The sequence below is a fragment of the Nocardia sp. NPDC004582 genome (assembly GCF_053602115.1).
Map to the genome: position 1 here is coordinate 86,353 of NZ_JBSGCY010000007.1, position 14,630 is coordinate 100,982.

16 protein-coding genes are annotated in these 14,630 nt (G+C 70.4%); 2 read left to right on the forward strand and 14 right to left on the reverse strand.

Annotated features, from left to right (window positions below):
• Nucleotides 1–139 precede the first annotated feature (139 nt).
• The 6 genes from ccsB to hemL form a co-directional block, all read right to left on the reverse strand.
• Nucleotides 140–1,129 carry a c-type cytochrome biogenesis protein CcsB gene (gene ccsB / locus ACWELJ_RS04160; protein WP_452364708.1) on the reverse strand — a complete coding sequence of 330 codons (990 nt, stop codon included), beginning with the start codon at nucleotides 1,127–1,129 and terminating at the stop codon, nucleotides 140–142.
• Nucleotides 1,129–2,748 (reverse strand): cytochrome c biogenesis protein ResB, encoded by a 1,620-nt coding sequence (resB, locus tag ACWELJ_RS04165; protein ID WP_452364709.1) that lies wholly within the window; start codon nucleotides 2,746–2,748, stop codon nucleotides 1,129–1,131. The genes ccsB and resB overlap by 1 nt, the downstream gene beginning before the upstream one ends.
• 1 nt (nucleotide 2,749) lies before the next feature.
• Entirely contained in the window at nucleotides 2,750–3,574 is an 825-nt protein-coding gene (locus tag ACWELJ_RS04170) for a cytochrome c biogenesis CcdA family protein (protein WP_452364726.1), read from the reverse strand.
• 5 nt (nucleotides 3,575–3,579) lie between these two features.
• A complete protein-coding gene (locus ACWELJ_RS04175) occupies nucleotides 3,580–4,218 on the reverse strand; it encodes a TlpA family protein disulfide reductase (RefSeq protein WP_452364710.1) in 639 nt (212 codons plus the stop codon).
• Nucleotides 4,215–4,820, reverse strand: a complete 606-nt coding sequence (locus ACWELJ_RS04180; RefSeq protein ID WP_452364727.1) for a histidine phosphatase family protein — start codon at nucleotides 4,818–4,820, stop codon at nucleotides 4,215–4,217. Before ACWELJ_RS04180 ends, ACWELJ_RS04175 begins: the two co-directional genes overlap by 4 nt.
• 689 nt (nucleotides 4,821–5,509) lie before the next feature.
• Nucleotides 5,510–6,847, reverse strand: coding sequence for a glutamate-1-semialdehyde 2,1-aminomutase (hemL, locus tag ACWELJ_RS04185; protein WP_452364711.1), 1,338 nt, complete (start codon nucleotides 6,845–6,847; stop codon nucleotides 5,510–5,512).
• 272 nt (nucleotides 6,848–7,119) lie between these two features.
• Between hemL and ACWELJ_RS04190 the strand changes: the two genes are divergently transcribed.
• Nucleotides 7,120–7,503, forward strand: a complete 384-nt coding sequence (locus ACWELJ_RS04190; protein WP_452364712.1) for a hypothetical protein — start codon at nucleotides 7,120–7,122, stop codon at nucleotides 7,501–7,503.
• 46 nt (nucleotides 7,504–7,549) lie between these two features.
• Here the strand turns inward: ACWELJ_RS04190 and ACWELJ_RS04195 are convergent, their stop codons facing one another.
• The 5 genes from ACWELJ_RS04195 to hemB form a co-directional block, all read right to left on the reverse strand.
• Nucleotides 7,550–7,780 carry a hypothetical protein gene (locus tag ACWELJ_RS04195; RefSeq protein ID WP_452364713.1) on the reverse strand — a complete coding sequence of 77 codons (231 nt, stop codon included), beginning with the start codon at nucleotides 7,778–7,780 and terminating at the stop codon, nucleotides 7,550–7,552.
• A 61-nt stretch (nucleotides 7,781–7,841) separates the two neighbouring features.
• On the reverse strand, nucleotides 7,842–8,081 hold the full coding sequence (locus ACWELJ_RS04200) for a hypothetical protein (protein ID WP_452364714.1): 240 nt from the start codon (nucleotides 8,079–8,081) through the stop codon (nucleotides 7,842–7,844).
• Complete coding sequence (locus tag ACWELJ_RS04205; RefSeq protein ID WP_452364715.1) at nucleotides 8,078–8,590, reverse strand: hypothetical protein; 513 nt, start codon at nucleotides 8,588–8,590, stop codon at nucleotides 8,078–8,080. The genes ACWELJ_RS04200 and ACWELJ_RS04205 overlap by 4 nt, the downstream gene beginning before the upstream one ends.
• A gap of 279 nt (nucleotides 8,591–8,869) precedes the next feature.
• Nucleotides 8,870–9,379, reverse strand: coding sequence for a hypothetical protein (locus tag ACWELJ_RS04210; protein WP_452364728.1), 510 nt, complete (start codon nucleotides 9,377–9,379; stop codon nucleotides 8,870–8,872).
• A gap of 31 nt (nucleotides 9,380–9,410) precedes the next feature.
• Nucleotides 9,411–10,388 (reverse strand): porphobilinogen synthase, encoded by a 978-nt coding sequence (gene hemB, locus ACWELJ_RS04215; RefSeq protein ID WP_452364716.1) that lies wholly within the window; start codon nucleotides 10,386–10,388, stop codon nucleotides 9,411–9,413.
• Between the two features lie 207 nt (nucleotides 10,389–10,595).
• Between hemB and ACWELJ_RS04220 the strand changes: the two genes are divergently transcribed.
• On the forward strand, nucleotides 10,596–10,916 hold the full coding sequence (locus ACWELJ_RS04220; protein WP_452364717.1) for a hypothetical protein: 321 nt from the start codon (nucleotides 10,596–10,598) through the stop codon (nucleotides 10,914–10,916).
• Nucleotides 10,917–11,164: 248 nt separating this feature from the next.
• Here the strand turns inward: ACWELJ_RS04220 and ACWELJ_RS04225 are convergent, their stop codons facing one another.
• The 3 genes from ACWELJ_RS04225 to ACWELJ_RS04235 all read right to left on the reverse strand — a co-directional run.
• Nucleotides 11,165–12,727: a bifunctional uroporphyrinogen-III C-methyltransferase/uroporphyrinogen-III synthase gene (locus ACWELJ_RS04225; RefSeq protein ID WP_357090970.1), complete on the reverse strand. Its 1,563-nt coding sequence runs from the start codon at nucleotides 12,725–12,727 to the stop codon at nucleotides 11,165–11,167.
• Nucleotides 12,724–13,752: a hydroxymethylbilane synthase gene (gene hemC / locus ACWELJ_RS04230; RefSeq protein WP_452364729.1), complete on the reverse strand. Its 1,029-nt coding sequence runs from the start codon at nucleotides 13,750–13,752 to the stop codon at nucleotides 12,724–12,726. Before hemC ends, ACWELJ_RS04225 begins: the two co-directional genes overlap by 4 nt.
• A gap of 8 nt (nucleotides 13,753–13,760) precedes the next feature.
• A partial coding sequence (locus tag ACWELJ_RS04235; protein ID WP_452364718.1) for a 2-dehydropantoate 2-reductase N-terminal domain-containing protein occupies nucleotides 13,761–14,630 on the reverse strand: 870 nt, incomplete at its 5' end.

Genomic DNA, 14,630 nt, shown 5'->3' on the forward strand with positions numbered 1-14,630 from the left:
GAGCACCCCTTCACTGAAAACTAGAACGTGTTCTAATCACTGTCGCTTAATACCGTACAGCGCAACGGCACTCAGGGGTAGTGCCGATACCGAGAAGGCCCCGGCACGGATGCGCCGGGGCCTTCGGGAAACAGCTGGATCAGTTCAGTCCGGCATACGAGTGCAGGCCGCTGACCACGATATTGATGATGAAGAGGTTGAAGAGCATCGCGACGAAACCGGCGATGTTGATCCAGGCGGCCTTGGTGTCACGCCAGCCGGAGGTGGCACGGGCGTGCAGGTAGGCGGCGTAGAGGACCCAGGCGATGAAGGAGCAGGTCTCCTTCGGGTCCCAACCCCAGAAGCGGCCCCAGGCGGCCTCGGCCCAGATCGCGCCCAGGATGACGCCGGCGCCGAAGATCGGGAAGCCGATGATGGTGGTGCGGTAGGCCAGGCGGTCCAGGAGCTGGGCGTCGGGGAGCCGGCGGGCCAGCTGGCCCCAGATATTGTCGGCCTCCGCGCCCGCGGGCTGCCAGATGCGGAACAGGAACAGCAGGCTCGCGATACCCGAGACCAGGAAGACGCCCGAACCGATCGAGATCACGGTGACGTGGATCGGGAGCCAGTAGGACTTCAGGGCCGGAACCACGGGGGCCGCGTCCACATGCAGCTTGGTGCCGGCCAGGAACAGCAGGATCAGCACCGGGGTCAGCAGGAACGACCACATGCCGCGGTAGCGCTGGTCGTTGAGCAGGACCAGGCCGAGCAGCACCGCGGCCGCGCAGGCCATCGAGATGAACTCGAACATATTGCCCAGCGGGAAACGGTGGGTCGCGAAGCCGCGCAACACGATCGAGGCCACGTGCACGCCGAAGCCGACGAACAGCACCGCGAAGCCCATATTGCCGAGCCGCTCGGAGAACGGCCGACCGGCGCCGCGCGGTTCCACCTTGCCGGGGACGCTCGGCGCGGGCGGCTCGGCCACCGGCTCGGAACCGCCACCGGCGGTGACCAATTCGCGGGTGGTGGTGGGCACCGTGCGGGTGAGGGCGAACTGCCAGACCAGCATGATCCAGACCAGCGCGTAGATCACGATGGCCGATTTGAATCCGAGATCGCTGTAGGAGGCGAGATTCTCGTCGATCGGCATTACTTCTCTCCCGTCAGCAGCCGCTCACGCAGGCGGTCGAACTCGCCGCCCCAGCCGGCCTGGTCGGTGCGGGCCAAACCACCCATTTCTACTACGGTACGTCGTACACCGTCGGACTCCGCGCCGGGGTACACCCGCAACCAGATGCGCCGGCGCTTCACCAGCAGCGACACCAGCAGGCCCGCCATCATGGTCAGCGCCGACACCAGCACCCACTGCTGCGCCGGATCGTGCGAAACCTGCAGGTTCACGAACTCTTCCGCGCCGTCGAAGGTCACCTTGGTGCCGTCGGACAGGGTCGAGGTCTCCCCCGGCTTCAGGTTCACCCGCTGTTCCTTCACCAGGCGGCCCTGCTTGATCATCTCCGGGTCCAGCGTGAACAGCGACTGCGCGCGGCCGGTGTCCAGACCGGTGTCGCCCTGGTAGATGTCGATGGCCACCGCGGGATCGTTCATCGCCGGGTACCGGGAGGTGAGCAGCTGGCCGTGCATGAGCGCGGTCGGCGCGAACAGGCCCTGGATCGCCACCTGATGCTTGCGGCGCTCCTCCTCGCTCGGATACATGCCGCCCGGCGGATCGATGCGCAGCACGCCCGAGGACAGGAAAGTGGTGGCGTCGTCCGGCTTCCACTGGATCGCCTCGGTGCGGGTCTGCCCGTTCGGGAAGGTCACCGTGAACTTGGGCGCGAAACCGTGGCCCTGCAGGTACACCCGGTCCCCGGCGACGCGCAGCGGATGATTCACCTGGATGGTGGTGTCGTTCCATTTGCCGTCGGCCAGATCGGCACCGGTCTGGTACTGGATGTTCGAGGTGAACATGGCCGCCTGACCGTTCTTCAGGTAGTCGGCCTTGAAGTCCTTGACCCGCACGCACATCGGGGTCAGCCCGGTGCCGTCGTTCACATTGCCCGCGCGGAACGAGTCGAACACCGCGGGCGAGGTGGTGCAGAAGCCGGGGCCGTCATTGGCGAGCACCACGACATTGCCCTCGTAGCCGAACAGCTTGCCGATCGCGATCGCCGCCAGCAGCCCCACCAGAGCGAGGTGGAAGACCAGGTTGCCGAGCTCGCGGGTATAGCCCTTCTCCGCGGACAGGGTCAGCTCCCCGTCGCGCTCGCCCGGCTGCACCACCGTGCGCCAGCCGCGCATCTGCCCGCGCGCCCGGTCCAGCACCTGCTCGGGGGTCTGCGCGTCGGTGCCGGACCAGTGGTGCGGCAGCCGGGACAGGTTGCGCGGAGCCTTGGTCAGCGGCGCGCGCAACGCCCGGTAGTGGTCCACGCAGCGCGGCAGGATGCAGCCCACCAGCGACACGAACAGCAGCACGTAGACGGCCGTGAACCAGAAGCTGGAGAACACGTCGAACAGCTGCAGCCGATCCATCCACGGACCCAGGGTCGCGCGGTTGCGGATGTAGTCGTCGACCTTGCCCGCGTTGAGACTGCGCTGCGGCAGCAGCGCGCCCGGGATGGCGGCCAAGGCCAGCAGGAACAGCAGCATGAGCGCGGTGCGCATACTGGTCAGGCCGCGCCAGGTGTTGCGGAGCAGGCCGAGGACGCGGCGCGGCGGCGACTGACGCGGCGGACGGGCGGGGGCGCTGGGGGTTTCGATGGTGGCAGTCATGTCAGATCGGCAGGGTCACATTCGAGACGAAGGCATCGCGGACCCAGGAGACGAACACGTCCCACGATCCGGTCACCAGGGCGATGCCGACGGCCACCAACAGCAGCCCGCCGGTCACCTGGATGGTGCGGGAATTACGGCGCAGCCAGCCGACGGCCCGCAACGCGGTCGCCGAGCCGAAGGCCAGGATGATGAACGGCAGACCCAGGCCGAGGCAGTACGCCACGATCAGCGCCACCCCGCGCACCGCGGTGGTGCCCTCGGTACCCGCCGACACCGCCATCACGCCCGACAGCGTCGGGCCCAGGCACGGCGTCCAGCCGAGCGCGAACACCGCGCCCAGCAGCGGGGCCCCGACGATGCCGGTGAACCGGCGCGGCTCCATCCGGGTGTCGCGCTGCAGCATCGGGATCAGGCCGATGAAGGCCAGCCCCATCACGATGGTCACCACGCCGCCGACCCGTTGCAGCAGTTCACGATTGAGGGTCAGCGCCTGCATGGTGCCGAACACGGTGGTGGCGGCCAGCACGAACACGACGGTGAAGCCCGCCACGAACAGGGCCGCCGCGCCCGCCACCCGCAGGCGCGCCGAATTGCGGCCCGCCACCGCGGTTTTCGCGTTCCGCGCCGACTCCACCGACGCCGGCGGGGCCTCCGCGCCGACCACGCCCGCCAGATACGACAGGTAGCCGGGCACCAGCGGCACCACACACGGCGACGCGAACGACACCAGGCCCGCCAGCAGGCACGCACCCAGCGCCAGCAGCAGCGGTCCGGACGCGGCGGTCTGCTGGAACGACTCCCCCACGCTCGCCAGGTAGGTCACGTGGTTCACGGCTCCGCCGCCAGTCGATCCACCACCGGCCGCAGGTCCTCGGCCAGCAGGCTGCGCAGGAACACCGCCGCCACCCGATGCTGCTTGTCCAGCACGATGGTGGTGGGGATGACGCTGGTCGGGAACTTGCCGCCGAGCGCGAGCAGGCTGCGCATGGCCGGGTCGTAGACGGAGGGGTAACCGACCTTGTTGTCGGTCACAAAGTCCTGGGCCTTGTCCTTCTGGTTGTCGCGCACATTGATGCCCAGGAAGGCGACGCCATTGTCCTTGGTCGCCTCGTAAACCTGTTCCAGCGCACCGACTTCCGCGCGGCACGGGCCACACCACTGGCCCCAGATGTTGAGCACCACGACCTTGCCGGGGAAATCGTCCACCGACGTGGTCTTGCCGTCGTGCATCAGATCCGGGCCGGACAGCTTGCCGATGGTGCCGCGCGCGGACGGCGGATCGTAGAAGATCTCCGTCTTACCGCCCGGCGAGACGAAATCGAAGGTGCCGCCCTGGGCCACCGCGTCCTTGCCCGCCGTCGTGCACCCGGCGAGCAGGGCCACCACGGCCAGCCCCGCCAGCAGCCCCGCCACCCGGCGCAGCGGGTGACGGACGAACGCGAGCCGGGACGCGATGGCCCCGCTCATGCCCCGGTCACCGTGGGATCGGAGGCGCCGGCGGGCTCGGAGTAGACGATGTCGATCAACGTATCGCCCTGGTAGACCAGCGAGGTCAGCGACGCCAGCGAGCACTGCCGGTGCCGCGGGTCGTGCCACAGGCGCTCACCCTGCAGGAAACGGCGCAGCGTCCACACCGGCAACTGATGCGACACCAGCACGGCCTCACGACCGGCGGCCTCCACCCGCGCCTTGTTCACCGCGGCCAGCATGCGGTGCGCGATCTGCAGGTACGGCTCACCCCAGGACGGGGTGAACGGGTCGCGCAGCTTCCACCAGTGGCGGGGCTTGCGCAGCGCGCCGTCGCTCGCCGAGACGCGCAGCCCCTCGAAGGTGTTGCCCGCCTCGATCAGATTGTCGTCGGTGCGGATGATCAGGCGGTGGCCCTTGGCGATCGGATCCGCGGTCTCCTGCGCGCGCTGCAGCGGCGAGGCCACCACCAGCGCGATGTCGTGATCGGCCAGCGAGCGCGCCACGGCCTGGGCCTGGGCGCGGCCGGTCACCGACAGCTGGAAACCGGGCAGGCGGCCGTAGAGCACACCGTTCGGATTGTGGACCTCGCCGTGGCGCATGACGTGGACGATGGTCTCGACGTCACTGGCCACGTCACCGGGCAGGATCAACCCGCCGTTGGTGCCGGGGGCGGCGACGGCGGTCTCGTCCGCGGCCGCGAATTCCGCGGCCACGTCGGCGGATTCGGCCGTCTCGGGCTCGACCTCGACCACGATCTCCGACGAGAACGACGAAACCGGCGTGGTGGCTTCCGTGGCGGCCTGCGCCGGGAGCGCGAACTCCTCGGCGGCCGACACGGCAGCCTCGAACATCGGCGTGGGGTCGACGTAGCCGGCGGCGGCAGTACCACTCTCGGTGACCGCCGATTCAGCGTGATCGACGGCGGCCACCGCCGCGTCGGCACGGGACTCGGTGGACGGCGCGACCGATTCGGCCGCGACTGCCGCGCCGGAATTGTCGGATTCCACTGCGGCCGAACCGGATTCGTCGCTCGAGCCATCGCGCGGACCGTGGGGATCCTCGGCGGATTCGGGCGCGACGACAGCGGCGGATTCGGCGTCGGGCGCCGCGGCCAGTGCGGCAGCGGCGGCGGTTTCCGCGGCCGGGGACACGGCGATGTGTTCGCCGGTGGCGGCGAGTTCACCCTCGGCCTGCCGGATCGAGTCCAGCAGGCGGGAGGCGTCTTCGGCGGAGAGGGGAACTTCGTGCTGGGCGGGGGCGGGTAGGCCCGAGTCGTGGTGGGCGGAGCTCACGCGGCGGATCCTTCGGGAGTGGCGGCCGCCGCGGCGCGGGCGGCGGCGGGGAGGGCGGCGGCGATGCGGTCGAACGCGTCCTCGTCGAGAGCGGCCGAGACGAACCAGGCTTCGAAGGCGCTCGGGGGCGCGTACACACCGGCATCCAGCAGCGCGTGGAAGAAGGCTGGGAAACGCCAGGTCTCGGCGGCCTTGGCGGCGGCGTAGTCGGTGACCGGGTTCTCGGCGAAGAACACGCTCACCATATTGCCCGCGAATTGCACCCGGTGCGCGACGCCTTCGGCGGTCAGCGCCTCGGTCAGCAGCGCGCCCAGGCGCTCGGAGTTCTTGTTCAGGGTGGCGTACACCGACTCGTCGGCGGCGCGCAGCGTGGCCAGGCCCGCGGCCACCGCGACCGGGTTCCCGGACAGGGTGCCCGCCTGATAGACCGGGCCCAGCGGGGCCAGGTGGTTCATGATGTCGGCGCGCCCGCCGAACGCGGCGGCGGGCAGGCCGCCGCTCATCACCTTGCCGAAGGTGTACAGGTCGCCGGCCACGCCGTCGAGCCCGAACCAGCCGGAGTGGCTGACCCGGAATCCGGTCATGACCTCGTCCATGATCAGCAGCGCGCCGTGCTCGGAGGTGAGCCGGCGCAGCCCCTCGTTGAAGCCCGGGAGCGGCGCGACCGCGCCCATGTTGCCGGCGGCGGCCTCGGTGATGACGCACGCGATCTCGCCCGGGTGGGCGGCGAAGGCGGCGGCCACGGCCTCGAGGTCGTTGTAGGGCAGCACCAGGGTGTCGGCGGCCTGGGCGCCGGTGACGCCGGGCGAGGTGGGCAGACCCAGGGTGGCGACGCCGGATCCGGCGTCGGCCAGCAGCGCGTCCACGTGCCCGTGGTAGCAGCCGCTGAACTTCACGATCTTGGTGCGGCCGGTGAAGCCGCGGGCCAGCCGGACCGCGCTCATGGTGGCCTCGGTGCCCGAGTTGACCAGGCGCACCCGGTCGACGGGAGCGACCCGGGCCGCGATGGCCTCGGCCAGTTCGATCTCGGCCTCGGTCGGCGCGCCGAAGGACAGGCCGCCGGTGGCCGCCCGCCGCACGGCCTCGACCACCGCCGGGTGCGCGTGCCCGAGGATCATCGGGCCCCACGAGCACACCAGGTCCACGTAGTCGTTGCCGTCGGCGTCGGTCAGCGTGCACCCGCGCGCGGAGGCGATGAACCGCGGCGTGCCGCCCACGGAATTGAACGCCCGCACCGGCGAATTGACGCCGCCGGGAATGACCGCCGCGGCGCGTTCGAAAAGGTGGGCTGAGACCGGGACCGACGCCTGGCTCACACGCGGAGAAGAACTCACGGCACCCAGTCTCTCAGCCGCCCCCGCCTCCGTCGACGACAGGGTGTAGTCGAGTGGCTCTTCCCACAGCCAACCCGCCATCTTCGCACCCCGGTCCGAACCGCGCATCCCGAAGGCCGACGGCTGAGATCATGGGAGCCGGCGGCCGGGTCCTCGACGATGCGGATCGGAGCAACACGCCGAAGTGAGATTCGGACAACGTAATTCGCTACCAGATAGCTGATGCGTAAGGTCTCGACGTAGGAAACGGCTTCGGAGAGAGGGCGGGACGTATGCGGGTCGTTCGGTTCGGGGTTGGGATCATCGCGGTGACGGCCGGGCTGGCCGCCGCGTCCGGAGTGGCGCAGGCCGGGGTGCCGGTGGTGCAGCCCGATCAGGGGCGGGTGGGGGTGGCACTGTCGCATCAGGAGACGGTGGCCATCGCCGATGGACCATTACCCGCGGTGATCAGCATGTTCGTGCCATTGAGCCGGATGGGCGCGGGCCTGCAGCCCGACACCACCATCTACAAGGACGACAAGGGCGGCGTGCACGCCTCCCTGCGTCAGGTGATGATGGAGGCCGCCGATCACCCCGACGGCACGGTGACCCTGTTCGTGAACCTGCCCGGCACCAAGGGCGGTCGCGTGCTGGATGTTTACCAGAACTGGAACTGAAGCGGAGACGGCGGCGCGGTCTGCGGTCGCGCCGCCGCACCCCCCGCTACGAGAGCGGAATCCCCAGGCAGAATGCCGCCCATCCGGTGGACAGCAGGCAGTTCAGCTGGGGCGGTAGTAGGTCTTGCCAGGACAACGACGTCGCCACCAACGGTGACCGGTAATCCGGGACGGTATCGACCGGGGCCGCGGCGGCCGGAACCGCGACCACAGCGCCGACGAGCCCCGCGGCCAGCACCGCGGCGGCGATGCGTTTCACGAGTTCTGTGCGCTTCATGCCCACGATTCTCCGCGCCGGCCCGCGACGACCAAGGCGAAACCCGACTTCGCACCCCTCACTACGGTGTGTCGGGCCAGGCTCGCCGTACGCCGTCGATCAGCGACAACCCGGCCATGATCACCAGCGCGGCGGACCCCGCCAGCCACGGCCCGACGTAGCGGGTGGCGCTGAACGACGGCGCCTCGCCCTGCGCCTTGAACACCGTGGTCTGCACGCCGTGCCGCCAGCACCACACCGCCGCGACCGCCAGCACCGGCACCAGCACGATCTCGGCCGCGATCGTCAGCCATCGCGTCACAGCGCCTCCTGAGGCTCGTCGTCGGTCCCGCGCGGGCGGCCCAGGGCCTCGGTCAACGCCGCGCGCAGCGTGACATGGTCGCGCGCCCACGCCTGCACCAGGCGGCCGTCGATCAGCTTCAGGCCGATTCCCTTGCGCCGCCGCGGTACTCCGGTCAGTTCGCCCAGCGCCCGCGCGGACTGCCAGTCCTCATAGTCCCAGGACTCGTCGTCCTCTGCGGGCAGCACCTCGGCGATGTCGCGCAACGGCACCACCTCGGTGCCCTCGCGCAGCTGCTCGGGGGTCAGCTCGACGCTGATGTGCCGCTTGCCCGCGATCACCTGCAACCAGACGAACCCGGCCAGCAGCACGGCGCAGAAGGCGAGCCCGAACCAGTGGATGTCGCCGCCGCGAAACAGCTCGATGACCAGGATGATCGCGCACAGCGCGGGTCCGTAGGCGATGGACCGCCAGCGCGCGCCGGGTTCGGAGAACAGCACGGCCCCGGGGGCGTTGATGGCCTCACTCATAGGTCGAGCGTAAGGATCGCGGAACGGCTCAGTGGGCCAGGCCCGGAATCAGCAGTACGGCGAGGGTCAGCAGGCCGAAAAGGAACAACAGGCTCAGCACCGCGACATCGCGCCGCAGGCTGTGCGGCTGCTGGATCACCACTCGCATCGTTGCTCCGCCTTCCCGGGGGGCTCGAGGCGCATGACGTAACGCGCGACGGCCGACTTCCGGTTCCCGAAATAGTTGTGACTGCCCTCACCATAACCCGTTGTTACTCCCGTAACAAACTCGGCGGTAACCTAGCGCGGTCCGGGCCGGAAGTAGGCCTCGGATTCGCTTCGGTAGCAGAGGAATACGGCCCCGCCCGCGAGCACCGCCTGCACGATGCCCGCGCCGCCCGCGACCAGCGCGGCCACGCCGCCCTCCTTGGCGCCGAGACCGAACAGCGTGCCCGCCGCGCCGAGCACCAGGAAGATGCCGAAACCGGTGAGAACCGCTCGGGCCCAGTTCTTTCCGCGCCCCAGCTGCCACACCACCGCCACCCCGGCCCCGGACAGCACCAGCCAGAACACCGCGACCAGTACGAACACGACGGCGGCCCAGACCTCCACCTGCGCCAGCGTGACCGCCGGTTGCTGTTCCTTGACCTGGTCGAACATCTGCCGCGCCAATTCGTTCCGCTGCCCGAACTGCGCGATCAGCGAGGCGATCAACTGCACCAGCCCGACCCCGAGCGCGGCGTACCAGAGCTGGCAGGCGGTGCCGACGTCCTCGGGCACCGGGCGCGCCGGAAGATTCGGCGGGACCATGGGATTCACGATCAGAGCTACTCGTTCCGGTTCAGGCCAGCCAGTGCGCGGCCTCGGTGGCCCAGTAGGTCAGCACCATGTCCGCGCCCGCGCGCCGGATTCCGAGCAGTGATTCCAGGATCGCGCCCTTGCGGTCGATCCAGCCGCGCTCGGCGGCCGCGGTGATCATGGCGTACTCACCGGAGATCTGATATGCCGCCACCGGCACGGTGGACCGGTCCGAAACGTCGCGCAGGATATCCAGATACGACATGGCGGGCTTCACCATCACGATGTCGGCGCCTTCGAGCAGATCCAGTTCCAGCTCGCGGATCGCCTCCCGGCGGTTGGCCGCATCCTGCTGGTAGGTCCGCCGATCACCCTGCAGCGAGGAGCCGACGGCCTCCCGGAACGGGCCGTAGAACGCCGAGGCGTACTTGGCGGCGTAGGCGAGGATGCCGGTGTCGGTGTACCCGGCGGCGTCCAGGCCCGCGCGGATCGCGCCCACCTGGCCGTCCATCATGCCGCTGGTGCCGAGCAGGTCGGCGCCGGTCGCGGCCTGCGCCAGCGCCATCTCGACGTAGCGGGTGAGGGTGGCGTCGTTGTCGACCGCGCCGCGCTCGTCGAGCACGCCGCAGTGGCCGTGGTCGGTGAACTCGTCCAGGCAGGTGTCGGCCATGACGACCGTCGAGTCGCCGACCTCCGACACCAGCGCGGACAGGCCGCGGTTCAGGATCCCGTCCGGATCGCTGGCCCCGCTGCCCCGCGCGTCCTTGTCCTCGGGCTTGGGCACGCCGAAGAGCATGAGCCCGCCCACGCCCGCGGCCACGGCTTCGGCGGCCGCCTTGCGTAGCGAGTCCATCGAGTGCTGGAAAACGCCCGGCATGGAAGAGATCTCACGCGGTTCGCCGATACCGTCGGCGACGAACATGGGCAGAATCAGGTGCCGCGGCTCCAGGCTGGTCTCGGCGACGAGCCGACGCATGGCGGGAGTGCGGCGCAACCGCCGAGGGCGGTCCATTCCGGTCATGCTCGCATGATATGCCCGGCTCGGGACGGGGGTGCGCGCGCCTCCGCGCCCGGGCCGGGTCGTGCGCGAAAGTCATTGTGAGCAGCCGATTTTGTCGGTGGGGCCGAGTAGAATCGAAGATGTGTTCGAAGGAACCGCATCGCCCGGCCAGGGATGGATATGGCCGCGATCGGGGTGCGGTTCCGGACCGCGACGGGAGGATTGGCCGTGCTCGCAGCCGTTACCAGCATGTCCGGCAAGGTGAACCAGGGCGCCGGGGTTCCGAAGAAGGGGGAGGTCATCGATCACGCGTGGCGGCCGCTGGCCAAGCAGCCGCTGCCGGCGGGGCGTCCGCGCACGTGGTACGTCTCGCACAATCGGCGATTGAAGGCCATGCGGCTGGCCATCGCGCTGCTGGATTCCGGGTCGTTCGGGCCCGATCAGGCGACCAACGAAAAGATCAGGGAGACAGCCGAAGTCATCGGCGTGCACCGGCCCTCGGACGCGACCTGCCGCATGGTCCGCCGCCTGATGGCCGCCCAGCGCTGACACCGCGCGGGCGGGCGGCGGAGACCGGCGAGGTGGTCTCCGCCGCGACCGCGCGGTCCGGTGCGTGATGTCAGGACGGTAGCCGCGGCCGAACCGAAAGGGAGGACACCACTTTCATGGACGCGGCCTCCGGGGGCGCGAGAACGCCGCGGGCCCCGCATCCGAGGGATGCGGGGCCCGTCCAGACGGTCACACGGCCGGATTCGCGGCACGACCCCGCCGGTTTCGCGGCGGTGTCGCGGCCGGGATCAGCGGCTGCGACGGCTCTTCTTGCGCGGCGGGGGCAGCAGGCCCTCGGCGCGCAGGTGGGCGGCGTGCTCGGCGAGCGCCTCGACCAGCGGGCCGACCTGAGCCACCTCCGGCTGCACGTCCACGCGCAGGCCGAATTCGATGGCGGTCTCGGCGGTCTTGGGTCCGATGCAGGCCACGATGGTGCGGGCGTGCGGCTTGCCGGCGATGCCGACCAGGTTGCGGACCGTGGAGGACGAGGTGAACAGGACCGCGTCGAAGCCGCCGGTCTTGATCATCTCGCGGGTCTCCGCGGGCGGCGGGGAGGCGCGCACGGTGCGGTAGGCGGTGACGTCGTCGATCTCCCAGCCGCGGTCGCGCAGGCCCTCGGCGAGGGTCTCGGTGGCGATGTCCGCGCGCGGCAGCAGCACCCGGTTGACCGGGTCGAAAACGTCGTCGTAGGGCGGGAAGTCGGCCAGCAGGCCCTCGGAGGACTGCTCACCGGACGGCACCAGCTCGGGGTTGATGCCGAAGGAGCGCACCTTCTCCGCGGTGGCCTCGCCGACGCAAGCGATCTTCACGCCGCTGAAAGCGCGGGCGTCCAAGCCGAATTCGCCGAACTTCTCCCAGACCGCGCGCACCGCGTTGGTGGAGGTGAACACCACCCACTGGTAGCGGCCGTCGACCAGGCCCTTGACCGCGCGCTCCATCTGGGCGGGGCTGCGCGGCGGCTCGACCGCGATGGTCGGGACCTCCATCGGGATGGCACCGTGGTTGACGAGCTTCTCGCTCATCTCGCCGGCCTGCTCCTTGGTGCGCGGCACCAGCACGGTCCAGCCGTACAGGGCGCGGGACTCCCACCAGGAGGTCTTGGCGCGCTTGTCCACTTCCTTGCCGACCGTGACCACCAGCGGGCCGACCAGTTCGGAAGCGGCGTTGTTCAGGGTCGCCAGAGTGGCGTCGATGGTGCGCTGCTGGCGGGTGGTGCCGCGCACCGTCACCGCGACGGGGGTCTGCGGCGCCAGGCCGTGTTCCACCAGCGCCGAAGCGGTCTCGGCCAGGTGGCCGGAGGTGGCGTGCAGCACCAGCGGGCCGGGCGCGGCCGCGACGGCCGCCCAGTCCACCTCGCCGCGGACATCCACCACGGTGTGGCTGGAGCCGAGTTCGATACCCGCGTAGGCGGGCACGGTGGTGCCGGCCGAGAGGCCCGGGAGCACCTCGAAGCTCAGATGCGAGCGGGTGACGGCGTTGATCTCCTGGATGACCGAGTCGGTGGTCATCGGGTCGCCGGAGACCAGGCGCACCACGTCGGAGCCGCCGCGGGCCTCCGCGATCAGGGTCTTGGCCACTTCGGCGGCGTCGCCCAGGGCGGGGCGCACGTCCACCGGGCGGGTCCCGTCGGCGCTCTCCTCGACCGCGATGCCGATCAGGGCGAGCACGCCCTTGTCGACGTCGGGATCGGTGAAGGCCAGCGTCGCCCGGCCGAGCACCTCGCGGGCCCGCACGGTCAACAGCGCCGGGTCACCGGGCCCTGACCCCACGAAAAGGATCCGACCGGGATTCTTCTTCGTCACTCGGCTCATCGGCTGTTCTCCATTGGGCTGGGATTGCTGTCGTCGGTGAGCTCAGCGGATTCCTCTGTGACGCTGAGCAGTTCGCGCGCCCCCAGCTCCAAGAGCTCGCGCGCCAGTGCCCGCCCCAGGTCCGCGGCATCCGCGACCGGTCCGACCACTGAAGCCCGGATCACATCCGAGCCGTCGATCGCCGCCGCGCAGGCGCGCAGCGACAACTCCTCCACCACCCGGCCGTCGTCGTCGAGCGATTCGACGACCTCGGCCAGCGCACCGATCGGCGCGGTACAACCGGCCTCCAGATCGGCCAGCAACGCCCGCTCCGCGGTGATCGCGGCGCGAGTGCCGGGATCGTCGAGGGCGGACAGGATGGTCACGAGTTCGGTGTCCTCGGTGCGGCATTCGACGGCCAGCGCGCCCTGCGACGGGGCGGGCAGCATCTGCACCGGTTCGAGCGATTCGGTGACGACGTCCAGGCGGTCGATGCGGGCCAGCCCGGCCCGCGCCACCACCACGGCATCCAGTTCACCGGAGGAGACCTTGCCGATCCGGGTGTCGAGATTGCCGCGCAGCGGCACGATCTCGATGCCCAGGCCCAGCGCCTTCAGCTGTGCGGCGCGCCGCGGCGCGGAGGTGCCGACCTTCGCGCCCGGGGGCAGCTCGCCCAGCACCAGGCCGTCGCGCGCCACCAGCGCGTCGCGCGGATCCTGCCGAGGCGGGATGGCGGCGATGTCGAAGCGCGGATCCTGCGCGGTCGGCAGATCCTTGTACGAGTGGACCGCGATATCGACCGTGCCCGCGGCCAATTCCTCGCGCAGCGCGGCGGTGAACACGCCCACGCCGATCTTCTGCACCGGATCGGTGGCGTTCTGGTCGCCGGCGGTCTTCACGATGACCAGTTCGGCCTGCTGGCCGTTGGCGATCAGGGCGTCACGCACATGCCCGGCCTGGGTGAGGGCCAGCAGACTGCCGCGCGTGCCGATGCGCCACGGGGCGTCGACCGTTCCGCGAACGGTTATGTCGTTCTCGTGCACCATTGCTCCGGTCATGCGGTGTGCCCCTGTTCGTCCCCCGGGTGGGCGGCGGTGAAATCATCGGCCAGTTCGCCCTGCAGGGCGGAGATCTCCATCGGCGCGGCAACCGCTTGCGCCGCACCGGGTTTGAGTTCGAACAGCTCGCGCAACGCCTCGGCGTAGCTGTCCCCGCCGGGCGTGGAGGCCAGCTGTTTGACCCGCACGGTGGGCGCGTGCAGCAGTTTGTCGACCACCCGTCGCACGGTACGGGCGACCTCGTCGCGTTCGGTGGATTCGAGGCCCGGTAGTCGGGAGTCCAGGCGCAACAGCTCGGCCTCGACCACGTCGGCGGCCATCTGGCGCAGCGCGGCCACGGTCGGGGTGACCTCGGCCATGCGCTGTCCGGCAAGGTATTTGGCGAGTTCGTCGGCGACGATGGTGCGCGCGGCGGCGGTGTCGTCGGCGGCCGCGCCGGCCGACGGATCGCGCTGCAGCGTCTCGATGTCGATGACGGTGACCCCGGGCAGTCCGGCGACCGCGTGGTCCACGTCGCGGGGCAGGCCCAGGTCGCAGATGACCAGTTCCTCGGCGCCCGGCTTGGCCGACAGTGCCCGGTGCACATCCGCGAGGGTGACCACGGTGCCCACCGCGCCGGTACAGGTGATGACCACGTCGGCGGCGGCCATGGCCTCGGCCAGCCGGTCCATCTCGATGGCCTCGGCCTCGACGCCGTGCATGGTGGTGGCCGTGTTGGCCAGCCGCTGCGCCTTCTCCAGGGTCCGGTTCACCACGATGACCTTCGCGGCCCCGCCGCGCGCCAGCTGCGCCACCGCGAGCCCGCCCATCGCGCCCGCGCCCAGCACCAGCGCGGTGCGCCCGGTCAGCGGGCCCTGCACGGCGGC

Bases quoted from the DNA above. Each gene is read 5' to 3' on its own strand.
- ccsB (WP_452364708.1), bottom strand. From the start codon at position 1,129: ATGCCGATCGACGAGAATCTCGCCTCCTACAGCGATCTCGGATTCAAA.
- resB (WP_452364709.1), bottom strand. From the start codon at position 2,748: ATGACTGCCACCATCGAAACCCCCAGCGCCCCCGCCCGTCCGCCGCGT.
- ACWELJ_RS04175 (WP_452364710.1), bottom strand. From the start codon at position 4,218: ATGAGCGGGGCCATCGCGTCCCGGCTCGCGTTCGTCCGTCACCCGCTG.
- ACWELJ_RS04180 (WP_452364727.1), bottom strand. From the start codon at position 4,820: ATGCGCCACGGCGAGGTCCACAATCCGAACGGTGTGCTCTACGGCCGC.
- ACWELJ_RS04190 (WP_452364712.1), top strand. From the start codon at position 7,120: ATGCGGGTCGTTCGGTTCGGGGTTGGGATCATCGCGGTGACGGCCGGG.
- ACWELJ_RS04195 (WP_452364713.1), bottom strand. From the start codon at position 7,780: ATGAAGCGCACAGAACTCGTGAAACGCATCGCCGCCGCGGTGCTGGCC.
- ACWELJ_RS04205 (WP_452364715.1), bottom strand. From the start codon at position 8,590: ATGAGTGAGGCCATCAACGCCCCCGGGGCCGTGCTGTTCTCCGAACCC.
- ACWELJ_RS04210 (WP_452364728.1), bottom strand. From the start codon at position 9,379: ATGGTCCCGCCGAATCTTCCGGCGCGCCCGGTGCCCGAGGACGTCGGC.
- hemB (WP_452364716.1), bottom strand. From the start codon at position 10,388: ATGACCGGAATGGACCGCCCTCGGCGGTTGCGCCGCACTCCCGCCATG.
- ACWELJ_RS04225 (WP_357090970.1), bottom strand. From the start codon at position 12,727: ATGAGCCGAGTGACGAAGAAGAATCCCGGTCGGATCCTTTTCGTGGGG.
- hemC (WP_452364729.1), bottom strand. From the start codon at position 13,752: ATGGTGCACGAGAACGACATAACCGTTCGCGGAACGGTCGACGCCCCG.